At 33.5% G+C, this 21,129-nt stretch carries 20 protein-coding genes and 1 tRNA gene; 13 read left to right on the forward strand and 8 right to left on the reverse strand.

The window, feature by feature from the left end; all coding sequences use genetic code 11:
- Window positions 1-169 precede the first annotated feature (169 nt).
- From hisS to ABXT06_RS20130, 11 genes are all read left to right on the forward strand, one after another.
- On the forward strand, window positions 170-1,597 hold the full coding sequence (gene hisS / locus ABXT06_RS20080) for a histidine--tRNA ligase (RefSeq protein ID WP_354592338.1): 1,428 nt from the start codon (window positions 170-172) through the stop codon (window positions 1,595-1,597).
- A 255-nt stretch (window positions 1,598-1,852) separates the two neighbouring features.
- Window positions 1,853-1,923 (forward strand) — tRNA-Trp (locus tag ABXT06_RS20085).
- Window positions 1,924-2,419: 496 nt separating this feature from the next.
- Window positions 2,420-2,998 (forward strand): nucleotide exchange factor GrpE, encoded by a 579-nt coding sequence (locus tag ABXT06_RS20090; protein ID WP_354592339.1) that lies wholly within the window; start codon window positions 2,420-2,422, stop codon window positions 2,996-2,998.
- Between the two features lie 75 nt (window positions 2,999-3,073).
- Window positions 3,074-4,183 (forward strand): molecular chaperone DnaJ, encoded by a 1,110-nt coding sequence (dnaJ, locus tag ABXT06_RS20095; protein ID WP_354592340.1) that lies wholly within the window; start codon window positions 3,074-3,076, stop codon window positions 4,181-4,183.
- Window positions 4,184-4,344: 161 nt separating this feature from the next.
- A complete protein-coding gene (locus ABXT06_RS20100; protein ID WP_354592341.1) occupies window positions 4,345-5,274 on the forward strand; it encodes an ABC transporter ATP-binding protein in 930 nt (309 codons plus the stop codon).
- 75 nt (window positions 5,275-5,349) lie between these two features.
- Complete coding sequence (locus tag ABXT06_RS20105; protein ID WP_354592342.1) at window positions 5,350-6,666, forward strand: ABC transporter permease; 1,317 nt, start codon at window positions 5,350-5,352, stop codon at window positions 6,664-6,666.
- 202 nt (window positions 6,667-6,868) lie between these two features.
- Window positions 6,869-8,032 carry a sigma-54-dependent transcriptional regulator gene (locus ABXT06_RS20110; protein WP_354592343.1) on the forward strand — a complete coding sequence of 388 codons (1,164 nt, stop codon included), beginning with the start codon at window positions 6,869-6,871 and terminating at the stop codon, window positions 8,030-8,032.
- A 101-nt stretch (window positions 8,033-8,133) separates the two neighbouring features.
- Window positions 8,134-8,793 carry a DEAD/DEAH box helicase gene (locus ABXT06_RS20115; protein WP_354592344.1) on the forward strand — a complete coding sequence of 220 codons (660 nt, stop codon included), beginning with the start codon at window positions 8,134-8,136 and terminating at the stop codon, window positions 8,791-8,793.
- Between the two features lie 90 nt (window positions 8,794-8,883).
- Window positions 8,884-9,102, forward strand: a complete 219-nt coding sequence (locus ABXT06_RS20120) for a putative signal transducing protein (RefSeq protein ID WP_091133675.1) — start codon at window positions 8,884-8,886, stop codon at window positions 9,100-9,102.
- A 75-nt stretch (window positions 9,103-9,177) separates the two neighbouring features.
- Window positions 9,178-9,981 carry a Cof-type HAD-IIB family hydrolase gene (locus tag ABXT06_RS20125; RefSeq protein WP_354592345.1) on the forward strand — a complete coding sequence of 268 codons (804 nt, stop codon included), beginning with the start codon at window positions 9,178-9,180 and terminating at the stop codon, window positions 9,979-9,981.
- A gap of 6 nt (window positions 9,982-9,987) precedes the next feature.
- Complete coding sequence (locus ABXT06_RS20130; protein ID WP_354592346.1) at window positions 9,988-10,518, forward strand: GNAT family N-acetyltransferase; 531 nt, start codon at window positions 9,988-9,990, stop codon at window positions 10,516-10,518.
- Window positions 10,519-10,585: 67 nt separating this feature from the next.
- On the opposite strand, the gene ABXT06_RS20135 is transcribed toward ABXT06_RS20130, so the two are convergent.
- Window positions 10,586-11,110 (reverse strand): hypothetical protein, encoded by a 525-nt coding sequence (locus ABXT06_RS20135; RefSeq protein ID WP_354592347.1) that lies wholly within the window; start codon window positions 11,108-11,110, stop codon window positions 10,586-10,588.
- Between the two features lie 486 nt (window positions 11,111-11,596).
- Between ABXT06_RS20135 and mtaB the strand changes: the two genes are divergently transcribed.
- Window positions 11,597-12,931 (forward strand): tRNA (N(6)-L-threonylcarbamoyladenosine(37)-C(2))-methylthiotransferase MtaB, encoded by a 1,335-nt coding sequence (gene mtaB / locus ABXT06_RS20140; RefSeq protein ID WP_354592348.1) that lies wholly within the window; start codon window positions 11,597-11,599, stop codon window positions 12,929-12,931.
- A gap of 150 nt (window positions 12,932-13,081) precedes the next feature.
- Here mtaB and ABXT06_RS20145 read toward each other — a convergent pair whose 3' ends face one another.
- From ABXT06_RS20145 to ABXT06_RS20175, 7 genes are all read right to left on the reverse strand, one after another.
- A complete protein-coding gene (locus tag ABXT06_RS20145) occupies window positions 13,082-13,585 on the reverse strand; it encodes a hypothetical protein (RefSeq protein ID WP_354592349.1) in 504 nt (167 codons plus the stop codon).
- Window positions 13,586-13,652: 67 nt separating this feature from the next.
- Entirely contained in the window at window positions 13,653-14,369 is a 717-nt protein-coding gene (locus ABXT06_RS20150) for a 3-ketoacyl-ACP reductase (RefSeq protein WP_354592350.1), read from the reverse strand.
- 113 nt (window positions 14,370-14,482) lie between these two features.
- Window positions 14,483-15,070: an LURP-one-related family protein gene (locus ABXT06_RS20155; RefSeq protein ID WP_111378413.1), complete on the reverse strand. Its 588-nt coding sequence runs from the start codon at window positions 15,068-15,070 to the stop codon at window positions 14,483-14,485.
- A 53-nt stretch (window positions 15,071-15,123) separates the two neighbouring features.
- The gene (locus tag ABXT06_RS20160; protein WP_354592351.1) at window positions 15,124-17,250 is read right to left on the reverse strand and encodes a vWA domain-containing protein; all 2,127 of its coding nucleotides are present in this window, start codon (window positions 17,248-17,250) and stop codon (window positions 15,124-15,126) included.
- A 70-nt stretch (window positions 17,251-17,320) separates the two neighbouring features.
- Window positions 17,321-18,286 carry a hypothetical protein gene (locus tag ABXT06_RS20165; protein ID WP_354592352.1) on the reverse strand — a complete coding sequence of 322 codons (966 nt, stop codon included), beginning with the start codon at window positions 18,284-18,286 and terminating at the stop codon, window positions 17,321-17,323.
- A gap of 2 nt (window positions 18,287-18,288) precedes the next feature.
- Window positions 18,289-18,789, reverse strand: a complete 501-nt coding sequence (locus tag ABXT06_RS20170; RefSeq protein ID WP_308853616.1) for an RNA polymerase sigma factor — start codon at window positions 18,787-18,789, stop codon at window positions 18,289-18,291.
- A 179-nt stretch (window positions 18,790-18,968) separates the two neighbouring features.
- Window positions 18,969-19,805, reverse strand: coding sequence for a DUF6929 family protein (locus ABXT06_RS20175; RefSeq protein ID WP_354592353.1), 837 nt, complete (start codon window positions 19,803-19,805; stop codon window positions 18,969-18,971).
- A 207-nt stretch (window positions 19,806-20,012) separates the two neighbouring features.
- Here ABXT06_RS20175 and ABXT06_RS20180 point away from each other — a divergent pair, with 207 nt between their 5' ends.
- Complete coding sequence (locus tag ABXT06_RS20180) at window positions 20,013-20,897, forward strand: PPK2 family polyphosphate kinase (protein ID WP_354592354.1); 885 nt, start codon at window positions 20,013-20,015, stop codon at window positions 20,895-20,897.
- Window positions 20,898-21,129: the final 232 nt, after the last annotated feature.

A 21,129-nucleotide genomic window follows, 5' to 3' on the forward strand; every position in this document is an offset into this window, starting at 1 on the left:
AAAATACGGTTTTTGTTACAAGTTTGTTTTCGAAGTGTTATTATTTATTTTAAAAAGTAAGATATTTGCATTCGCTTAAAAATTAAAAGAAATAATGTCAAAGAATTTTAGGCTTTTAGTTTTCAAAGGAAATCTAAAATCTAAAATCAGAAATTTAAAATAAAAAAAGATGGCTTCAAAACCAAGTATACCAAAAGGAACAAGAGATTTTTCACCAGCAGAGGTGTCAAAACGTCAATATATTATTCAGACTATAAAAGCTAATTTCGAGAAATTTGGTTTTCAGCCAATCGAAACTCCTTCGTTTGAAAATTCAGATACCTTAATGGGAAAATATGGAGAAGAAGGAGATCGTCTGATTTTTAAAATTTTAAATTCGGGTAATTTTTTCTATAATAAAAGTAAAATTGAATTGCCAGAATCAATCGAAGATTTACAGCTGAATTCTGCTGAAAAAATAACTTTAGAGCAAAGAGTTGAATTAAATAAATTCACAGGAAAAATTTCTGAAAAAGCGTTACGTTACGATTTGACAGTTCCGTTCGCAAGATATGTTGTGCAACACCAAAGCGAAATCGAATTTCCATTTAAAAGATATCAGATTCAGCCAGTTTGGAGAGCTGATAATCCGCAAAAAGGGCGTTTTAGAGAATTCTTTCAATGTGATGCCGATGTTGTCGGTTCAAAATCACTTTGGCAGGAAGTTGAATTAGTTCAATTATATGATACTGTTTTTACTTCTTTAGGTTTAGAAGGTGTTACAATTAAAATTAATAATAGAAAAATTTTATCTGGAATTGCTGAGGTGATTGGAGCTTCAGATAAATTAATTGACTTTACAGTTGCTCTTGATAAATTGGATAAGATTGGTGAAGACGGCGTTAAGAAAGAAATGATTGAAAAAGGAATTTCTGAAGAAGCGTTGGTGAAAGTACAGCCACTTTTTAGTTTTAGCGGAACTTTTGCAGATAAAATCAATCAGCTTTCAGACTTATTGTCTTCTTCTGAAGAAGGAATGAAAGGTGTTGAAGAATTAAAATTTATTTGCGACAATGTGGCCGATTTAAGTTTGTCAACTGCAATTTTAGATTTAGATGTGACATTAGCACGTGGGTTAAATTATTACACTGGAGCAATTTTTGAAGTTGCAGCGCCAAAAACAGTTTCAATGGGTTCTATTGGCGGCGGTGGAAGATACGACGATTTGACTGGTATTTTTGGATTGAAAAACATGAGCGGTGTTGGAATCTCTTTTGGATTGGATAGAATTTATCTGGTTTTAGAAGAATTACAACTATTTCCTGAAACTGTTGCGGCTACTTCTAAAGCATTATTCTTGAATTTTGGAGACAAAGAAGCTTTGTATGCTTCAAAAGCAATTCAGAAATTAAGAAAAGAAAATATAAAAGTAGAGTTGTATCCAGATAATGTAAAAGTTGGAAAACAATTTCAGTATGCAGACAAACGTTTGATTCCGTTTGCTGTGTTAGTTGGAGATCAGGAAATTAATTCGAATTCTTATACGCTTAAAAATTTAGTTACGGGAGAGCAGGTTTCTGTAGATTTTGAAGGATTGAAGAATGCTTTACAGGCATAATTAAATTTTTGTTTCATGCAGATTATACAGATTCGAGCAGATTTAGTTTGATTTTTATATTGAAGAAATCTCCTTTAATCTGTCTAAATCTTTTTAAATCTGCGTGAAATATTAAAAAATATTTTATGAAGGTAACTGTCTGGAACAAAAGTTTTTGCTTTAGATTCCGCAGATTTAAAGGGTTTTCTTTTAAAATCTCTTCGTGAAATAGTTGCTGGTGAAGAAAAAAAACTCTTAATTTGCCAACCTTAAGTTACGGGCGTAGTTCAAGGGTAGAATAGCGGTCTCCAAAACCGTTGATGGGGGTTCGAATCCCTCCGCCCGTGCAAAAAAAGTTTTTTATCGCAAAGAACGCAAAGATTTTTATCTAAGAATTATTTAAAAAAAAATAAAGTTCGCAAAGCTAAATCAATACAAAGCTTTGCGAACTTTGTCTTTTTATAAAAACCATTATTAAATAAACTTAACGTTCTTTGCGGTAAATTTTTTGCTCAACAGGTTGCGATTGATTTTTTATAAGGGTAAAAAGCATAAAAAAAGCTTCGTCTCTTAGAAAGGCGAAGCTTTTTTTAATATAAGGTAAACTTGAATTAATAATTATTTAGAGACCGAAGCCAACCCTTAAATTCAATTTTTAGTGGTAATAATTTATGTTTTGATGGTCTCAAAGATAAGATAAACTAAAACGTAATAGTCTTAAAATTATAATAAATTTTTTCTGCGCAATTATGTTTTTTAAATGTCTCATAATTAATAAAGTGACAATTTGACATTTTATAAGATTTGGCAGTACTTTTGCAATCCAACAGAAAGAAATAAATAATGAAGTTTAAAAATATTTTTAAAAATAAAAGTAATATGACTACGGAAAATACAGAATTCGATCAGGAATTAGACGACGTAACGTTAGAGAACAATGCCAACGGAGAGCAGTTAATTGTTGAAGAATTAAGTGTTGAGGAGCAATTAGCTAAAGACTTGGCTCACGAAAAAGATAAGTTTTTGCGATTATTTGCTGAATTTGAAAATTACAAAAAAAGAACTTCAAAAGAGCGTCTTGAATTGTTTAAAACGGCAAACCAAGAAGTTTTGTTGGCTATGCTTCCAGTTTTAGATGATTTTGACAGAGCGACAGTAGAAATCAACAAGTCAGAGGATGAGAATTTGAAAAAAGGTGTTGAGTTGATTCACGAAAAATTGAAAAGCACTTTAGTTTCTAAAGGTTTAGAGCAAGTTGAGATTCAAGCAGGAGATACTTTCAATGCTGATATCGCTGAAGCAATTACCCAAATTCCAGCTCCGTCTGACAAATTAAAAGGGAAAATTGTTGATGTTATTGAAAAAGGATACAAATTAGGAGAAAAAATTATTCGTTACCCTAAAGTTGTAGTAGGAAACTAAAAGCAATTAAGATTCTGAAATTCAGTTTTTAAAGATTGGAATTTGGAATTTTAGATTTAGAATTTAACCTAAATTATGAAAAAAGATTTTTACGAAATACTAGGCATTTCAAAAAATGCTGATGCTGCCGAAATTAAAAAAGCATACAGAAAAAGTGCTTTAAAATATCACCCTGATAAAAACCCAGGCGACAAAGAGGCAGAAGAAAACTTCAAATTGGCGGCAGAAGCTTATGAAGTTTTAAGTGATCCGCAGAAAAAAGCGAAATACGATCAATACGGTCATCAAGCATTTGATGGTTCTGGCGGATTTGGCGGTGGTCACGGCGGTATGAATATGGATGACATTTTCAGCCAGTTTGGTGATATTTTTGGTGGCGGTTTTGGCGGTTTCGGAGGCGGAGGCGGAGGTCCTCGTCGCGCGAAAGGAAGCAACCTTCGAATTAAAGTAAAATTGACTTTAGAAGAAATTGCAAATGGAGTTGAGAAAAAAGTAAAAGTAAAACGTAAAGTTCAGGCAAAAGGCGTTACTTATAAAACTTGTACGACTTGTAACGGACAAGGTCAGGTAATGCGTGTAACTAATACCATTTTAGGAAGAATGCAATCTGCGTCTACTTGTCCTACTTGTGGTGGTTCTGGTCAGATTTTAGATAAAAAACCTTCTGAGGCAGATTCACAAGGAATGGTTCAGGAAGACGAAACAGTATCAATCAAAATTCCAGCTGGGGTTGTTGACGGAATGCAGTTAAAAGTTGCTAATAAAGGTAACGATGCGCCAGGAAATAGCATTCCAGGAGATTTGATTGTTGCAATTGAAGAAGTTGAGCACGAATTCTTGAAGCGCGAAGGTGAAAACATTCACTACGATTTATACATCAGTTTCCCTGAAGCAGTTTTGGGAGCTTCTAAAGATATCGAAGCAATCAACGGAAAAGTGCGTATTAAACTAGAAGAAGGAATCCAATCTGGAAAAATCTTAAGATTAAAAGGAAAAGGAATTCCTAGTTTGAATGGTTACGGAAGTGGAGATTTATTGGTTCACGTAAATGTTTGGACTCCAAAAACATTAAATAAAGAGCAAAAGCAATTCTTTGAAAACGCTTTAAACAACGAGCACTTTGCTCCAAGTCCAGAGAAATCAGAGAAATCATTTTTTGAAAAAGTAAAAGATATGTTCTCTTAATCTGAACTTTTTTAAAAGACTATAAAAAAATAAAAACCCATTCTAGCATAAAATAGAATGGGTTTTTTGCGTAATATGACACAGATTCGCTAGTAATTATTTACTTTTACAGTCGCTGAACCGTAATAGGAAAAGCAACGCAGTAAATCCTTAAAAATAACATGAGTAACTTACTTGAAGTACATAAAGTCATAAAAAAATATGGCGACTATGTAGCACTTAACGAAGTTTCATTAAATGTGCCAAAAGGCAGTATATATGGACTTTTAGGTCCCAATGGAGCAGGAAAAACTTCCCTTATCAGAATCATAAACCAAATTACAATGCCTGACAGTGGCGAAGTAATTTTGGATGGAGAAAAACTACAGCCAAAACATGTGCAGACAATTGGCTATTTGCCAGAAGAACGTGGTTTATACAGTTCAATGAAAGTAGGCGAGCAGTGTTTGTATCTGGCTCAAATGAAAGGGCTTTCTAAAGTCGAAGCAAAAAAGCAACTAGATTATTGGTTTGACCGTTTGGGAATTCAAGGATGGTGGAACAAGAAAATCCAAGAACTTTCTAAAGGAATGGCACAGAAAATTCAATTCGTAGTCTGTGTGTTGCATAAACCAAAATTGCTGATTCTAGATGAACCGTTTTCAGGATTTGATCCCGTAAATGCAAATATCATCAAAGACGAAATTTTGGCTTTAAAAGAACAAGGCTCAACAATTATTTTTTCGACTCATAGAATGGAAAGTGTTGAGGAACTTTGTGAAAATATCGCTTTAATTCATAAATCAAATAAATTGATAGAAGGTAAAGTTGCCGATGTAAAGCGTCAGTTTAGAACCAACAGTTTCGAAGTTGGAATTTTGACTAATAATGTTGAAGGATTAATGTACGATATTACTCAGAAGTTTACCGTTTCGCCAGCTAGTTTTAAATCTTTGAATGATGATTTAAAGTTAAATATTCAGATTGGAAATGCTTCTCCAAACGAATTATTGAATGTTTTGACACAACGCGGACAAGTAACACACTTCGTTGAAAAAATTCCAAGTATAAACGATATTTTTATCCAAACGGTTACTGAAAATAAAATTTAGATTTCAGATTTTAAGGAAAAAACTAAAATCGAAATCGGGAATCTAAAATGAACAATCTAAAATCTAAAATTATAAATGAGCATTATCTCGTTGATTATAAAAAGAGAATTTATTGCCAAAGTCCGCAATAAATCTTTTGTTGTCATGACTTTCTTGAGTCCGCTTTTATTTGTGGCTATTGCTGTTTTTATTGGGTATTTGAGTACTATGAAAGCAGAGACTAAAAGAATTGCGATTCATGACGAAACTGGAATTTTTGTTTCAGATTTTTTAAAAGAAAACAAAAAAGGAGCCGAATTTAAATATCTCAATCTATCTGAAATTGATGTAAATGCTTTAAAAGACAGTATTTCTAAAGAAAATTTCAACGGATTAATTGTTATTCCGAAAACACAAAACAGAAAAGATTTAGAAAGTAAGATCGAATTTATTTCTAATAATAGTCCGAGTATTTCTTTTATTGAAAACACTCAGGATATTATCGGAAATAAAATCACAAAACTGAATCTGGAAGAGGCGAAATTGGATACACTTGCTATTCAGAAAGCACAATCAGATGTCAATATTCATTTGGTTAAAGCCTCTGGAGAGGAAAGTTTAAAAGGTTTAAACGAAATTAAAATCGGAATCGGAGGCGCCTTTGGTTACTTAATTATGATGTTTATTATCATTTACGGAAATATGGTAATGCGAAGCGTAATCGAAGAAAAAACAAACCGTATTATCGAGATTATCATTTCATCTGTAAAACCATTCCAGTTAATGATTGGGAAAATTGTAGGAACTTCACTAGCTGGAATTCTGCAATTTGTAATTTGGGCGATAATTGGTTTAGGATTAATGTTTGCAGCTTCGGCATTTTTTGGAGTAAATGTAGGGCCGACAGCAAGAATTTCACCGGAAATGATGCAGTCTGCTCAGCATGAATTTTCAGGTTCTGCGCAAATGTATATTGCCGAATTATGGAATCTGCCAATCGCAAGCATTATAATTGGATTTGTGATTTATTTTATTGGAGGATATTTTTTATATAGCTCATTTTATGCGGCAATTGGTGCAGCGGTTGATAATCAGACTGATTCTCAGCAGTTTTTGCTGCCAATTTTAATGCCTCTGATTTTGAGCGTTTATATCGGGTTTTTTACTGTAGTAAATGATCCTCACGGAACTGTTGCCGTTGTATTTTCGATGATTCCACTTACGTCGCCAATAGTTATGTTAATGCGTATTCCGTTTGGAGTGCCGTGGTGGCAAATTGCAATTTCGGTATCATTATTGTTTGCAACATTTTTCCTTGTTGTCTGGTTCGCCGCAAAAATCTACCGAATCGGTATTTTAATGTACGGCAAAAAACCGACTTGGAAGGAATTGTATAAGTGGCTGAAGTACTAGTTTTTTGAGGTTGCAAAGGTTCAGAGGGACAAAGGTTCAAAGGTTTTTTGATTTGAATTTTAGTAACTTAGAAAAACAACATTAAAATTGTATGGAAGCATAGAAAAGAATATTACTAATAACAGGTTAAAAGGTATAATTGTAGGCAAAGGTTTTCAACTTTGCATCTCTGAACCTTTGCAACTTTGAACCTTAGAAAAAAATGAGTAAAATACTAATTGTCGAAGACGAAGCAGCAATCAGAAGAGTTTTGGTAAAAATTTTATCAGAAGAAAATGATTCGTATCAGGTAGATGAAGCAGAAGATGGAGTTGCGGGACTTGAAAAAATAAAAAACAACGATTACGATTTGGTTTTGTGTGATATCAAAATGCCAAAAATGGACGGTGTTGAGGTTTTAGAAGAAGTAAAAAAGATAAAACCAGAAATTCCGATGGTGATGATTTCGGGACATGGAGATATGGAAACGGCTATTCAAACTATGCGTTTGGGAGCTTTTGATTATATCTCGAAACCGCCAGATTTGAACCGTTTGCTGAATACAGTTCGTAATGCTTTAGACAAAAAACAATTAGTAGTTGAAAATAAAATCCTAAAGAAAAAAGTTAGTAAGAACTACGAAATGATTGGTGACAGCGAATCGATTAATCATATTAAAGTGATGATTGATAAAGTGGCTCCAACCGAAGCTAGAGTTTTGATTACTGGACCGAACGGAACAGGAAAAGAATTAGTGGCACATCAATTACATGAAAAAAGTGAACGTGCTGGTTTTCCTTTAATCGAAGTTAACTGTGCGGCGATTCCAAGTGAATTGATCGAAAGCGAATTGTTCGGACACGTAAAAGGGGCTTTTACATCGGCAGTAAAAGATCGTGCAGGAAAGTTTGAAGCTGCAGACAAAGGAACTATTTTCTTAGATGAAATTGGTGATATGAGTCTTTCTGCTCAAGCAAAAGTTTTGCGTGCTCTTCAAGAAAATATGATTACAAGAGTTGGTGCAGATAAAGACATCAAAGTTGATGTTCGTGTTGTTGCGGCAACCAATAAAGATTTAAAAACAGAAATTGCAGAAGGACGTTTCCGTGAAGATTTATACCATCGTTTGGCTGTAATTTTAATTAAAGTGCCGCCTTTAAACGAAAGACGTGACGATATTCCTGCTTTAATAAAACACTTTGCGGAGAAAATTGCTTCAGAACAAGGAAACGCCATAAAAGGATTTTCGGCGCAAGCCATAAATTTATTGCAAGAATACGACTGGACAGGAAATATTCGTGAATTACGAAATGTAGTCGAAAGATTAATCATTTTGGGAGGAAGCGAAATCTCAGAAACAGATGTGAAAATGTTCGCAAGCAAGTAGTGCTTCGCACTTTAGGCTATAAGCTTTAGGCTTTAGGCTTTTATAGAAACTAAATAACTTTTGCTTACAGCGTATAGCTTAAAGCTTAAAGCGTAAAAAAAATGAAACTAAAAAAGATAAACGAAAAATTACAAGACGGTTTAATTGAAAATGGTTTAACTGAAGCCAATGCTTTGCAGATGGAAACATTTTCGACCATAAAAAGTGGTGCTGATTGTGTGATTATTTCTCCAAAAGGAAGTGGGAAAACAACAACGATTGTTTTAAATGTGATTCAGCAATTGGCTGGTAAAACAGAAGAATCGCCGCGTGCTTTAATCATTGTTGAAGATAAAGCTAAGGTTTTAGAAATGGTTGAGCTTTTTGAGAAATACGGAAAATACACCAATTTGGAAGTATACGGCGTAAACGAAAAAGGCGATATGGATTACGATAAAAACTATGTTTCTACAGGAATTGATGTTTTAATTGGAACGCCAACCAAATTAAACGACATGTTTAGCACGGCGGGTTATAATGTAAATCGCTTAAAAATGTTTATTCTAGATGATGCAGATCCGATTTTGAAATTGCGTCATGATCCAAAAATTACACGTATTTCTAATAGTATTGCTAAAGTACAGCGAATTATTTTTTCTGATACTTTGACTGAACGCATTGAAATTTTGGCAGATAAAATCATGGTTGAGCCTTATTTATTTGATATGGATGAAGAAGGAGAGGAGCTTGATGAGGATGAAGATGATATTGAAGAAGAATAATATATAGTCACAGTTTACAGTCCCGGTTTTCAATCTAAAGTTATTGAAAAACGGGATTTTTAAATATAAAAAAATTAAAAAAAGAATACGATGGGATTAATGAAAGTGTTTTCAGGAAGTGAAGTTTTAGCAATTGCTTTGCAGGAAAGATTAGAAGAAGCTGGAGTAGAAACAGTAAAAAAAGATAATATTCAGTCGGCTCGTTTAGGAGGTTTTGGCCAGACAGATTTGGCTGTTGAGGTTTTTATTCAAGAAACCGATTTTGCAAAAGCAAACCCTGTTATTGAAGAGTTTAGAATGAGTCTTTAAAAAAGTCGCAGTTTTCAGTCACAGTTTACAGTTAGAATACTGAAAACTGTGACTGCGACTGAAAACTAAAAAAATATGCAATACAAAATGTTAGTGCTCGACATGGATGACACCTTGTTGACAGACGACCACAGAATTTCAGATTTAAATAAAAAAGTAATATTAGAAGCTCAGGCAAAAGGCGTTTATGTGGTTTTGGCTTCTGGAAGACCGACTACTGCAATGACGGCTTATGCAAAAGAGTTGGAATTAGACAAAAACGATTCTTATATCATTTCTTTTAATGGAGCAATAATTAGCCGTGTTAAAGACGATTTAGTTTTGTTTGAACAGAAATTGACTGTAGAACAAATTCACGCGCTTTACGATTATAGCGTAAAGAAAAATGCACATATTATCACGTATTTGGACGACGAGATTATCAGCGAAACGGATTCAGAATTTATTGAAGTCGAAAAAGAAATTACAGGAATGGCACATCATAAAGTTTCAAGCTTTAAAGATTATGTTGACAGACCAGCAGTTAAATGTATTTTGTTGCAAGATCCAACGTATTTAAAAACGTTAGAAAATGATTTAAAAGATGCTATGCCGCATTTAAGTGTTTCAATGTCAAAACCATTTTTCTTAGAAGCTGGACAGCAAGGAATTGATAAAGCGGCTAGCTTGAAGTATTTGGCTGATAAATTAGGAATTCATCAAAGTGAAATTATCGCTGTTGGAAATGCAGGAAATGATTTGACAATGATTGAATATGCCGGTTTAGGAGTTTGGGTTGATAATGTAACACCAGAGTTACGTGACAAAGCAGATTTAATTGTAGCTTCAAATAACGATGATGGTGTTGCCGAGGTTGTAAATCGTTTTATTTTAAACTAAACTAAAATGAAAAATCAAATAGAAACAGAACGTCTTATTTTACGGCTACTTGAACTTTCAGATGCCGAAGGAATGTTCGAATTAGATTCTAATCCGAATGTGCATCTGTTTGTTGGAAATAGACCCGTAAAACATATTGATGAAAGCATTGAATACATTAAGTTTGTTCAAAAACAATACAAAGATCTTGGAACAGGCCGATGGGCAGTTGTTCTCAAAGAAACAAATGAATTTATTGGCTGGTCTGGAATAAAGTTTATTACAGATGAAATCAATAATCACAAAAACTTTTACGAGCTAGGATATCGTTTTATAGAAAAGCATTGGGGAAAAGGTTATGCTACAGAAGCAGGAAAAGCTTTTATTGATCATGCCTTTAACGAAATGAAAGTAGAGGTGCTTTACGCTTATGCAGATGCGGGAAATGAAAACTCAAGAAAGATTTTAGAAAAATTAGGTTTTCATTTTGTGAATTCTTTCGAATATCAAGAAGAATTAGAAGTTTGGTACGAACTTAAAAATCCAAACTCAAACTAAGAAATGTGTTCCAAATCTTTACATACTTAAAAGTCAGTAAAGATTTGGAAACAAATCAGAGTTATAATTATTTTTTAGCTACAGAAACAAAATATTTATTTCCGTCACCCATAGTTAATTTTACACGCTCGTCGCAAAGATCGATTGCAAAATTTGCGCTTTCGTAACAGCTGCAAGTTGTGTTTTTGTCTTTAGACATTTCTGTTTTACAGTTGTTGTTTTTAAAGCTTGCCAATTGTGGTGTGTATAAGCTAACCAAATCAGTAGAAGCAGTTACTAACGAAATAATACTTGCAGAATTGTTATTTGTAATTCTGTATACAATTCTATCTGTATAATTTACTTCGTTAACAGTTACTTTACGAATGTAGGTATAAGCTGTAGATCCTTCACCTGGTTCTTTTACTTCAAATTTAAAACCAACAGCACGAATAGCAACGTCAAATTGCTGCTGAGAGTTTAAGCTTGCCCAAGTTGTTAATGTGCTAATAGAAGGAAATGGATTTGCATTTGCAGCTGGAGCATTAGTTTGCGCTTGCGAACTAAAAATGGTTAAGAACATCAAGCAGATTGTGGGTAAAAATGCTTTCATAAAGTGGTATTTGTTATTATAATTGTTGCCTACTCTCTTTGGTTTTCGGCTTTCCCATTTCATTTTGTAACACAAAACAACAACATAACGAGTAAAATTCAAAATTGTTATGAATGAATTATTATTAAATTAATTAAAGGGTATTAAAATTCTTTAATATGAATTTATTGGCAACTTGATTCATAACAATGGTAAATGTAAGAAATTTTGAATTTAAAATATAAAAAAATGTATTTAATCGATAAAATTTGCGTTTGGTCGATTATTTTGTCATTTTATTCTTATTTGAAAGCTAAAAACTAAAAAATATAATCTTTTGCTTTTTTAAAAATAAAATAAAAAAGATTAAGTTTTTAATGTTTCTAAATTAATGTTAGTGCAAATTATTGACTGGAAGTCCATTAATTGCTTTCTTTTGATGAATATTGTTTGTAAATTTGCAGCCTTAAATTTTTTGACAACGATTTCATTAATTTAAGACAGATTATGGAAAATAGAAAAAAAGTTGCCTTTTATACGCTGGGTTGTAAACTGAATTTTTCAGAGACTTCTACAATTGCCAGAAATTTTAATGACGAAGGTTTTGACCGCGTCGATTTTGAAGAAATAGCAGATATTTATGTCATTAATACTTGCTCTGTAACTGAAAATGCAGATAAGCAGTTTAAGCAGGTAGTTAAGAAAGCAATGAAGCTGAACGAAAAAGCTTTTGTTGCCGCTGTTGGCTGTTATGCACAATTAAAGCCAGAAGAATTAGCCTCAGTTGACGGAGTTGATTTGGTTTTGGGAGCTACAGAAAAATTCAAAATCACGGACTATATTCATGATTTGAGTAAAAACGATATGGGTGAAGTTCACTCGTGCGAAATTGCCGAAGCTGATTTCTACGTAGGAAGTTATTCTATTGGTGATCGTACAAGAGCATTCTTAAAAGTTCAGGACGGTTGCGATTATAAATGTACGTATTGTACCATTCCATTAGCAAGAGGAATTTCTAGAAGCGACGCTTTAGAAAATGTGCTTAAAAACGCCAAAGAAATTTCGGCTCAAAATATCCGTGAGATTGTTTTAACTGGTGTAAATATTGGTGATTACGGAAAAGGGGAGTTCGGAAATAAAAAACACGAACATACTTTTCTGGATCTAGTTCAGGCTTTGGATAAAGTGGAAGGAATTGAGCGTTTGAGAATTTCGTCTATCGAACCAAATTTATTGAAAAACGAAACAATTGAATTTGTATCGAAAAGCCGAACTTTTGTACCACATTTTCATATTCCGTTGCAATCAGGAAGCAACGATATTTTGAAATTAATGAAACGTCGTTATTTGCGTGAAGTATACATTGATCGTGTTGCTAAAATTCGAGAAGTAATGCCTCACGCTTGTATTGGTGTCGATGTAATTGTTGGTTTTCCAGGAGAAACAGATGAGCATTTCTTAGAAACGTATCATTTCTTAAATGATTTAGATATTTCGTATTTACACGTTTTTACTTATTCAGAAAGAGATAATACAGAAGCGGCAGATATGGAAGGCGTAGTCCCTTCAAATGTTCGTGCTAAACGCAGTAAAATGCTTCGCGGTTTATCAGTAAAAAAACGTCGTGCTTTTTATGAAAGCCAATTAGGAACCAACAGAACGGTTCTTTTTGAAAGTGAAAACAAAGAAGGATACATTCACGGATTTACTGAAAACTATGTAAAAGTAAAAACGCCTTGGAATCCTGAATTGGTAAACACTTTACAAGAAATCAATTTAACTAAAATTGACGAAGACGGAAGCGTGCGAATTGAGTTTTTGAATAAATTGGCAGAAGCTTAAAGATAAAGTTTGTCATTCCGAGGAATGAGGAATCACACTCGAAACTCGACAAAGATTGGCAATTATAGCATACGGAATTACTAGTGCGATTCCTCGTTCCTCGGAATGACAAAAAAAGCCTCTAATTAGAGGCTTTTCTTTTATATATTATTAGTTATCCTGAACAACCAACTTCAAAGAATTAATATAATCGGTATCAAACTCTATAACCCGAATCTTTTCTGGATTAAAATCTAATTCTCCTCCAAACTGACCTCTTGTGTCTAAAAAATCTATAATCAGTTCTTCATCAGTTAATGCTATTAGTTTTCCTAAATAAGCAGATTTAGATGATTTTTTGGCGATTTGAAAAATGCCGTATTTCTCTGAAACGTAATTAATAATCGAAGCCAAATCTTTGATAGGAATAATATCATCAGAATTGATTTTTAATCCTTTCAAACGAATTACTTTTTCGGTAAAAGCCAGATCATGATCTCGGTTTACGACTTCAATATTTTTATTTCTCAAAATAACAAAACCATCCAAAACAAAATCTATTGGATTATTTCGAAGTAAAATCCATTCATCAGAATAATCAATAAGAAATCCAGAAAAAATCTGCTTCTTATCCTGAAATTCTATTTCGACCAATTGTCTTAAATATTGTTCCATTTGCTGTTTTTTATCGATTTGAACTTTGTCAAAGTTTCAAACTTTGACAAAGTTTACAAGATTAGTTTTAAGGATTAGTAGACCAAATACTGCTGTTTTTGATAAACACTCTTCGATTTAATTTTAACTGAGCGATAATTAAATCTGCCATATCTTCAGACTGCATTACTTTCTCTGGGTTTCCATCAGTTAAGTTTAAGTCTTTTGCCATGTCAGTTGCAACTGTACTTGGCGTTAAAGCTGTAACGCGAATATTGTGTTTTCTCATTTCCTGCATTAAAGAATCAGTCAAACCTAAAACTGCAAATTTTGAGGCACTGTAAGCGCTCGTCAAAGCGTTTCCGTTTAATCCTGCAGTTGACGAAATATTGATAATGTCTCCAGTCTGTCTTTCGATCATGTTTGGTATTATCGCACGAGTTGTGTAATACGTTCCCATTAAATTCACCTGAATAATTCTTTCCCAAGCATCTGGCTCTAATTCTAAGAATTTTCCAAAAGAAGCAATTCCTGCACTATTAATTAAAATATCGATGTGCTTAAATTCAGCCAAAGCTTTTTCTACCGCTTTATTGATCGAATTAATATCAGAAACATCAGCTGTAAGAGCTAGAGCTTTTACACCAAAATCTGAAGCTTCGTCGGCGAGCTCTTCTACATCTCCTCGTGTTCTTGAAACTAAAATCAAGTTTACACCTTCTTTTGCCAAAGCAATTGCTACAGCTTTTCCAATTCCTTTTCCTGCGCCTGTAATAAAGGCATTTTTATTTTTTAAGTCGGTCATGATTGTATTTTTAGAAATGCAGAAAGCATCATTTTAAGTCTTACAAAAATAAGGTTTTGAAAACTAAAATGATGCTTTAAAAGATATTCTTAATCTAAGTTTAACAACTTTTGTTATTCTTTCAGAACCATGTCAATACACATGACAGCGCCTAAAATCAATTGTCTCAACGGACTATCAGTTGCAACTGTATCTTCAATTTGAAGAACATAATTATCTGCACTTGTAAAAAATTCTTTTCCTAATCCAGCCCATTTTTTGTTTACTTGAGCCAATTGCTTATTCTCGTGTGAGAATTTAAAATCCCAGCCTGTCCATTTTCCTTGCAAAGTAGCCACAGGTTTTTCATTTTTATCCAGAATGTTAAATTTTCCTCCAATCGAAAAGAATTTTTGTTTGAAAGTTCCAATCAAACGATCTTTTTCATCCAATACTTCAACAGTAGATCTAAAGATGGCAACACCTCTTCTTACTGTAATTAACTTTTCTCCAGAGGCTGTTGTAATCTCAACATTAAATGGAGTTGCTCTTTTATAATCGGTAAAACGAAATACTTTTGTGAAGAAACCAAGATTGTTTTCTCGGCAGTTCATAATGATTTGATTGGTTTCTGGATGATAAATATCGTAATTGTTTGCGGCTTTGAACATTCCAACATGTTCTTTTACTAAAAATAGATTTTGGCTTAAAATAGAATTCATACGTGTGTAAAATAAGTTTTAAAAATAAAGTCGCAAATGTAATATAATTTTTATTAATTATACTGTTTGGACGTTTCAACCAGACGAATAAATTCAGCTTTGTAGCCTTCGCCGTCGTTTGAATTTCCTTGCTTTGCCAATTTTACAATTTCTTCAGAAGATTTATCTGCGATTAATTTGGAATCTCTCAATTTTAAACCAAACCAAGCTACGGCAGAACTAAATTTCATATCATCGCTCGCTTTATTCAAAGCAACCGATTTGTTCTCGATTACCTGAACCATTTCAATGCTTTTATCGCCGTCAGGTTTTTTGTAACGAAATTTAATTGTTGCCAGTTCATTATTGTAACTTGTAGAATTTGTTTCGGTTTTAGTGTATTTTAAAGGATCTGGCTGTTCGGTTAAATAATCACTTTTTACACCAGAAGGAACAATTTCATACAAAGCCGTCACAGTATGATTGCTTCCTAACTCGCCAGCATCAATCGCATCATTTTTAAAATCTTCTGGACGTAATTTTCTGTTTTCATAACCAATCAAACGATACGCTTGAACTTGTTTTGGATTAAATTCGATTTGAATTTTTACATCTTTCGCGATTGCAAACATAGAACCTTTAAATTCTTTTCCAAGAAAACGATTCGCTTCTTGAATGTTATCGATGTAAGCATAATTTCCGTTTCCTTTATCGGCTAAGATTTCCATTTTGCTGTCTTTGTAATTTCCCATTCCGTAACCTAAACAAGTCAAGAAAACGCCTGTTTTTCTTTTTTCTTCGATCAATTTTTCCATATCAGAGTTAGATGTGCTTCCCACGTTAAAATCTCCGTCTGTTGCCAGAATTACACGATTGTTTCCGCCTTTAATGAAATTTTCTGATGCTGTTTTATAAGCCAATTCAATTCCTGCACCACCGGCAGTGCTTCCGCCAGATTGTAATTTATCCAAAGCATCAATAATTGTTTTTTTCTCATCTCCAGAAGTTGGAGGCAAAACCATTCCTGCAGCGCCAGCATAAACTACAATAGCCACTTTGTCTTTAGCGCGTAATTCGTTTACCAATATTTTGAAAGATTGTTTCAATAAAGGCAATTTATTCATATCGCTCATTGAACCCGAAACATCAATCAAGAAAACAAGGTTTGAAGCAGGTAAATCATTGGTTGGAATATTTTTTCCTTGTAAACCGATTTTCAAAATTTTATTATTCTTATTCCAAGGCGAGTCGCTCACTTCTGTATTGATAGAAAACGGATGCTCATTTTTTGGCTGAGGATAGGTGTATTTAAAGAAATTTACCATTTCTTCTACGCGTACGGCATCTTTTGGAACTTGCTGACCATTGTTTAAAAAACGTCTAATATTCGTATAAGAAGCATTATCAACATCTATAGAAAACGTAGAAAGCGGAGCTGTTTTTGGGCTTTCGAAAGCATTTTCCACAAAAGCATCATAATCTTCCTGAGTTGGTTCAGCTGGAATTGGCATAATATTTAATTTTTTGTCCAATTCTTTTTCAGAAAGGTTTTTATAGATTTCATTTTTGGTTGAAATTACTACAACACCGTTTGATGCTTTGCTTCCATAAATTGAAGTCGCAGCTTGGTCTTTTAAAACCGAAACATTATCAATATCATTCGGATTAATTTTTGCCATTTGATTGGCTTTTGCTGGAACTCCGTCAATAATGTACATTGGTTCATTTTTTTGAGAAACAGATTCATTTGCACGAATAGAAATAGTTGGGCTTGGCATAGCAGAATATCCCACAGAATTTTGAACTTGAATTCCTTCAGCTGAACCTCGAACCATTGTTACAGCACTTGTTTTCATTTGTTTTCTCGAAACGCCATAAGCGGTAACAACAACTTCATTAAGTTCGTTAGAATTGTTTTTTAATGTAACATTAATTACATCTGATTTTTTTACAAGAATGGTTTTAGTTTCCATACCAATATAGCTAAAAACAAGAGCGTCTCCTTTATGTGCTTGAATTGAATAGTTTCCGTTATAATCAGTTTGACTGTTTTTTTTAGTGCCTTTAATGGTTACTTGAACACCAGGAAGCGGTAAATTAGATTCATCTGAAACGATTCCAGAAATTGTTCTTTCTTGTGCCATGGTTACGAAACATATAAGCATAGCAATGGCTGATGAAATAAGTTTTAGACTTTTCATGATAATAAGTTTTAGAATTAATGTTTGGGTTTTGCTTTGTCAAAGCTGCAGACTTTGACAAAGCATTAGATTATTTTTTCGGAGCTGGTTTTCCGTTTTTTGTAGTGATTATAACAACTCCTTTTTTACCTCTTTCGCCATATTTTTCGGTCGCTTCAAGGTCTTGTAAAATAGTAATGGTTTTAATGTCTTGTTTGTCAAGAGGCGCATAAGGACTTGTTGGATTTTTGCCGAATAAATCATTTTCTGAATAGTAGATACCATCGATGATGTATAAAGGTTCGTCAAGAACTACAAGGGAATCTAGATTTTCTGGCTGTAGATTCGGAAGTTCGTTCTGAATCATTTTGTCTTTTTTTGCATCGTCGCTGTGCGCTAATGCATTTCCGTTAAGAACTACTAAAGGGCTGCTTTTTTTAGCTCTCTGTGTTGGCGCTGCAGAGTAAGCAACTTTTGCAGATTCTCTTTGAGGATAGCTTGAATAACCCATGTCTGAACTCACTTCTTTTTTTGAAACGATATTATTTTCTTCTTCATAATATTCACTCTTAAGAGGCGCATTTGCAGAAACAACAGCCTCTGCAGCAATATTTGGGGCTGGCGCAGACAAAACTGGCCCTGTTTGAGGAGTTGCTAGTTCTTGAACAGCAACTCGTTCTTTGTTTTTAGTTTGATTATCTAAAATTTTAACTGCTTCTTCGTTTGAAACTATTTCTGAAGAAGTTGCATCATTTTGTTTTACAACTGGTGCTTCAATTTGGGACTGTTTTGTTTCTTTTTCTTCAAAAACTACTTTTGGAGTTTCTGTTACAGTTTCTTTATTAGAATGTAAAAACTGAAATCCTAAAGAAAGCAATAATAGAAGAGAAGCCGCAACAGCTATTTTTTTCCATAATGCAATTGTTTTTTTGTCTTCTTTTTTATCCAGTTTTTCTTCTACGCGCGCCCAGACTTTTTCCATTCCTGAAAAGTCTTGAAACTCGGCTCTTTGCGAAGCTTCTTTTATTTTATCGAATAATTTATCTTGATTGTCCATGACTATTTTGCTTTTTGATAATACAGTTTATTAACCAGTTCTTTCAGTTTGGTCTTAGCGGCATTCAATTGTGATTTTGAGGTGCCTTCAGAGATCTTCAGCATTTCGGCTATTTCTTTGTGTGAGAAACCTTCAATGACAAAAAGGTTAAACACAGTTTTACAGCCATCAGGAATATGGTTTAATAAATTCAGTAAATCTTCTTCTTCCAGTGTATTTAGTTCGTCGACAGAAGGCTGCGAAAGTAGTTTCACATCATCTAAATACATATTAAAGTTGGTTTCTTTACGAATAGTCGCCAAACAGTGATTTACAGTTATACGTCTTGCCCAAGCTTCAAAAGCATAAGCTTCTTTTAACTGATCTAGTTTGGTGAAGATAGTAAAGAAAGAATCGGCCAAAGCTTCTTCAATTTCCTCTTCCTTTTTTAAATATCTTTTGCAAAGGCGGTACAACTTTGGCGCCATGTATTCGTACACCTGACGCTGGGCATCGCGGTGCATTTTTTTACAGTTTGCTATTTGAGTCTCGTTTATCACAATTGTTGTCTTTCTTATATAGAGAGTAAAAAAGATAAAAAGGTTGGGACGGGGGTGAAAAAAATATTTTTTTAAGGTTCAGAGTTGCAAAGAAACAAAGTTACAAAGGTTTTTTTACTGTAGAGACGCACTGCGGTGCGTCTCTACTTAATCGGCAAAGCCAATTTATAAATCTTAGTTTCTAAAAGTTCTGTATCATTATCTTCGCAAAGCAAAAACTCGATTTTGTTGTTTTCTTTTTTATAGAAAGTCAGACCTTCAAATTTATTGGTTGAGGTGATTTTTTGAGTGAAATCTATTTTCATGGTTTTTACGTCAATTCTTCCGATGAAACTTCCTAAGATTTCTCCGTCATCATAAGTCGATTTTGTGTCTTCGGCAGTTGAGAGAAAATAGATTTTATCGTCGACCAAAACAGCATCGGTAAAACTAGAACGAACACCTTTTATTTTCGGTAGTTTGTAATTAACCGAAATCAGAGCAAATTCTTCTCCTAGATTTTTGGCGTGAATGGTAAAAATGGTGTTTTTGTTTGAAACGCCATTGCCGCGATTGAATAAATACCAGTTTTCGCCATCAAAAATAGCGCCTTCTAGATTGAAATCTTCTGGTTTTATTTCTCCGAAATTCTGCATTACAGCATATAAATCGACTAAATTATTTTTCTGTAAAACAGTTTTTGATTTCAAATCAAACTCAATCATTTTGTTTCGGTTTTCGGTTGAACCTGAACCAAAAACATAAAGCGTATCATTATGATGTGTAATAGACTCAAAATCGGGTTTTAAGTTTTTTGGAATATTCTGTGTTGGATTATCAATTAAAGCATGTTGGTTTAGTTGCTGATTCTGCATATTGTATTCGTATAAGAATCCGCTGTTGTCGCCAATTACGTAAAGTGCATCATTGTTATAAAATAATCCCGATGCCGAGCCGATTCCGATAATTTGAAATAATATTTCTAATGTGAATTTTTCCATGAAATGTTGTTTTGAAAATAAGTGCCTAGCCCTGATAGTAATGGAAATACTTTGAAAAGAAATTGCATTTTTTCCTGACATAAGAAAGCGACCAACGGAAGCTCTTGTTATGGCTTTGGAAAAAAGCTATTTATTGAAAAGTATTGCAATGGATAGCAGGAGTATGCTTCGTAAAAGTAGTATATTTATGATATAAAATTTGAAAATATGAAATCAATAGATCCAAAAGATTTTAAAGTTGTAGATAAAATAAAGCTCAAAGAAATTCCGACTGTTTTAAATATCAAAGCCGATGACGACGAAAAAGAGGAAAAATTAGATAAGGTTCAAGCCAAATTGAGCGATTTGCAAGACGTAATGTATGCGCACAACAAATACAGCGTTTTGATTTGCCTGCAGGGAATGGATACTTCAGGAAAAGATAGTTTGATACGAGAAGTTTTTAAGGAGTTTAATCCGCGTGGGGTAGTGGTGCATAGTTTTAAAACACCAACTTCGACAGAACTGGAACATGACTATTTATGGCGTCATTATATTGCACTTCCAGAAAAAGGAAAGTTTGCGATTTTTAATAGAACGCATTATGAAAATGTTCTTGTAACACGCGTGCATCCAGAATATGTACTTTCTGAAAATCTTCCGGATATTAACTCTGTAGATGATATAACACCCGATTTCTGGAAAAATAGAATTGAACAGATCAATAATTTCGAAAAACATATTTGCCAAAACGGAACAATCGTAATGAAATTCTATTTGCATTTGAGCAAAGAAGAACAGCGACAGCGTTTATTGCGACGCTTGGAAGAAGAAAAACACAATTGGAAATTTTCGCCAGGCGATTTGAAAGAGCGCGGCTATTGGGATGAATATATGAAGTATTATGAGGAAGCGATCAATAAAACTTCTACAGCTCATGCGCCATGGTACATTGTTCCAGCCGATGATAAAGAAATGTCACGCTATATTGTAGCTAAAATTATCTGGGAAGAAATGAAAAAACACACGGATATTAAAGAACCAGAGCTGGACGAGAAAACGGCAATTAATATTGAGTTGTATAAGAAAGAATTAGGGGAAAAACTGAAATAATATCGCTAACACGAATTTTTTCAAGAATGTAGTTTTGAAAATAAGTCTCTATTTCTGATAGTAATACAAATAATTTGAAAAGAAATTTATGAAAAGTATTGTAATTAATGGCAGAAAATGCTTGGTAAAAATTAGTATTTTTATGAATGGAAAATGAAAGGCTGAAATTCCTTAAGATTAACACCTATAGAAATTAACCAATTTAAAAGCCTTTTTCTGTTCAATTAACATT

This window comes from Flavobacterium sp. UW10123, assembly GCF_040538975.1.
Taxonomy (GTDB): domain Bacteria; phylum Bacteroidota; class Bacteroidia; order Flavobacteriales; family Flavobacteriaceae; genus Flavobacterium.

What these genes read in the sequence shown, in the direction of transcription:
- ABXT06_RS20110 (WP_354592343.1), top strand. Translation starts at nt 6,869, where the DNA reads ATGAGTAAAATACTAATTGTCGAAGACGAAGCAGCAATCAGAAGAGTT.
- ABXT06_RS20150 (WP_354592350.1), bottom strand. Translation starts at nt 14,369, where the DNA reads ATGACCGACTTAAAAAATAAAAATGCCTTTATTACAGGCGCAGGAAAA.
- dnaJ (WP_354592340.1), top strand. Translation starts at nt 3,074, where the DNA reads ATGAAAAAAGATTTTTACGAAATACTAGGCATTTCAAAAAATGCTGAT.
- ABXT06_RS20105 (WP_354592342.1), top strand. Translation starts at nt 5,350, where the DNA reads ATGAGCATTATCTCGTTGATTATAAAAAGAGAATTTATTGCCAAAGTC.
- ABXT06_RS20165 (WP_354592352.1), bottom strand. Translation starts at nt 18,286, where the DNA reads ATGGACAATCAAGATAAATTATTCGATAAAATAAAAGAAGCTTCGCAA.
- ABXT06_RS20145 (WP_354592349.1), bottom strand. Translation starts at nt 13,585, where the DNA reads ATGGAACAATATTTAAGACAATTGGTCGAAATAGAATTTCAGGATAAG.
- mtaB (WP_354592348.1), top strand. Translation starts at nt 11,597, where the DNA reads ATGGAAAATAGAAAAAAAGTTGCCTTTTATACGCTGGGTTGTAAACTG.
- ABXT06_RS20130 (WP_354592346.1), top strand. Translation starts at nt 9,988, where the DNA reads ATGAAAAATCAAATAGAAACAGAACGTCTTATTTTACGGCTACTTGAA.
- ABXT06_RS20135 (WP_354592347.1), bottom strand. Translation starts at nt 11,110, where the DNA reads ATGAAAGCATTTTTACCCACAATCTGCTTGATGTTCTTAACCATTTTT.
- ABXT06_RS20100 (WP_354592341.1), top strand. Translation starts at nt 4,345, where the DNA reads ATGAGTAACTTACTTGAAGTACATAAAGTCATAAAAAAATATGGCGAC.
- ABXT06_RS20170 (WP_308853616.1), bottom strand. Translation starts at nt 18,789, where the DNA reads ATGCACCGCGATGCCCAGCGTCAGGTGTACGAATACATGGCGCCAAAG.
- ABXT06_RS20155 (WP_111378413.1), bottom strand. Translation starts at nt 15,070, where the DNA reads ATGAATTCTATTTTAAGCCAAAATCTATTTTTAGTAAAAGAACATGTT.
- hisS (WP_354592338.1), top strand. Translation starts at nt 170, where the DNA reads ATGGCTTCAAAACCAAGTATACCAAAAGGAACAAGAGATTTTTCACCA.
- ABXT06_RS20120 (WP_091133675.1), top strand. Translation starts at nt 8,884, where the DNA reads ATGGGATTAATGAAAGTGTTTTCAGGAAGTGAAGTTTTAGCAATTGCT.
- ABXT06_RS20180 (WP_354592354.1), top strand. Translation starts at nt 20,013, where the DNA reads ATGAAATCAATAGATCCAAAAGATTTTAAAGTTGTAGATAAAATAAAG.
- ABXT06_RS20125 (WP_354592345.1), top strand. Translation starts at nt 9,178, where the DNA reads ATGCAATACAAAATGTTAGTGCTCGACATGGATGACACCTTGTTGACA.
- ABXT06_RS20160 (WP_354592351.1), bottom strand. Translation starts at nt 17,250, where the DNA reads ATGAAAAGTCTAAAACTTATTTCATCAGCCATTGCTATGCTTATATGT.
- ABXT06_RS20090 (WP_354592339.1), top strand. Translation starts at nt 2,420, where the DNA reads ATGAAGTTTAAAAATATTTTTAAAAATAAAAGTAATATGACTACGGAA.
- ABXT06_RS20115 (WP_354592344.1), top strand. Translation starts at nt 8,134, where the DNA reads ATGAAACTAAAAAAGATAAACGAAAAATTACAAGACGGTTTAATTGAA.
- ABXT06_RS20175 (WP_354592353.1), bottom strand. Translation starts at nt 19,805, where the DNA reads ATGGAAAAATTCACATTAGAAATATTATTTCAAATTATCGGAATCGGC.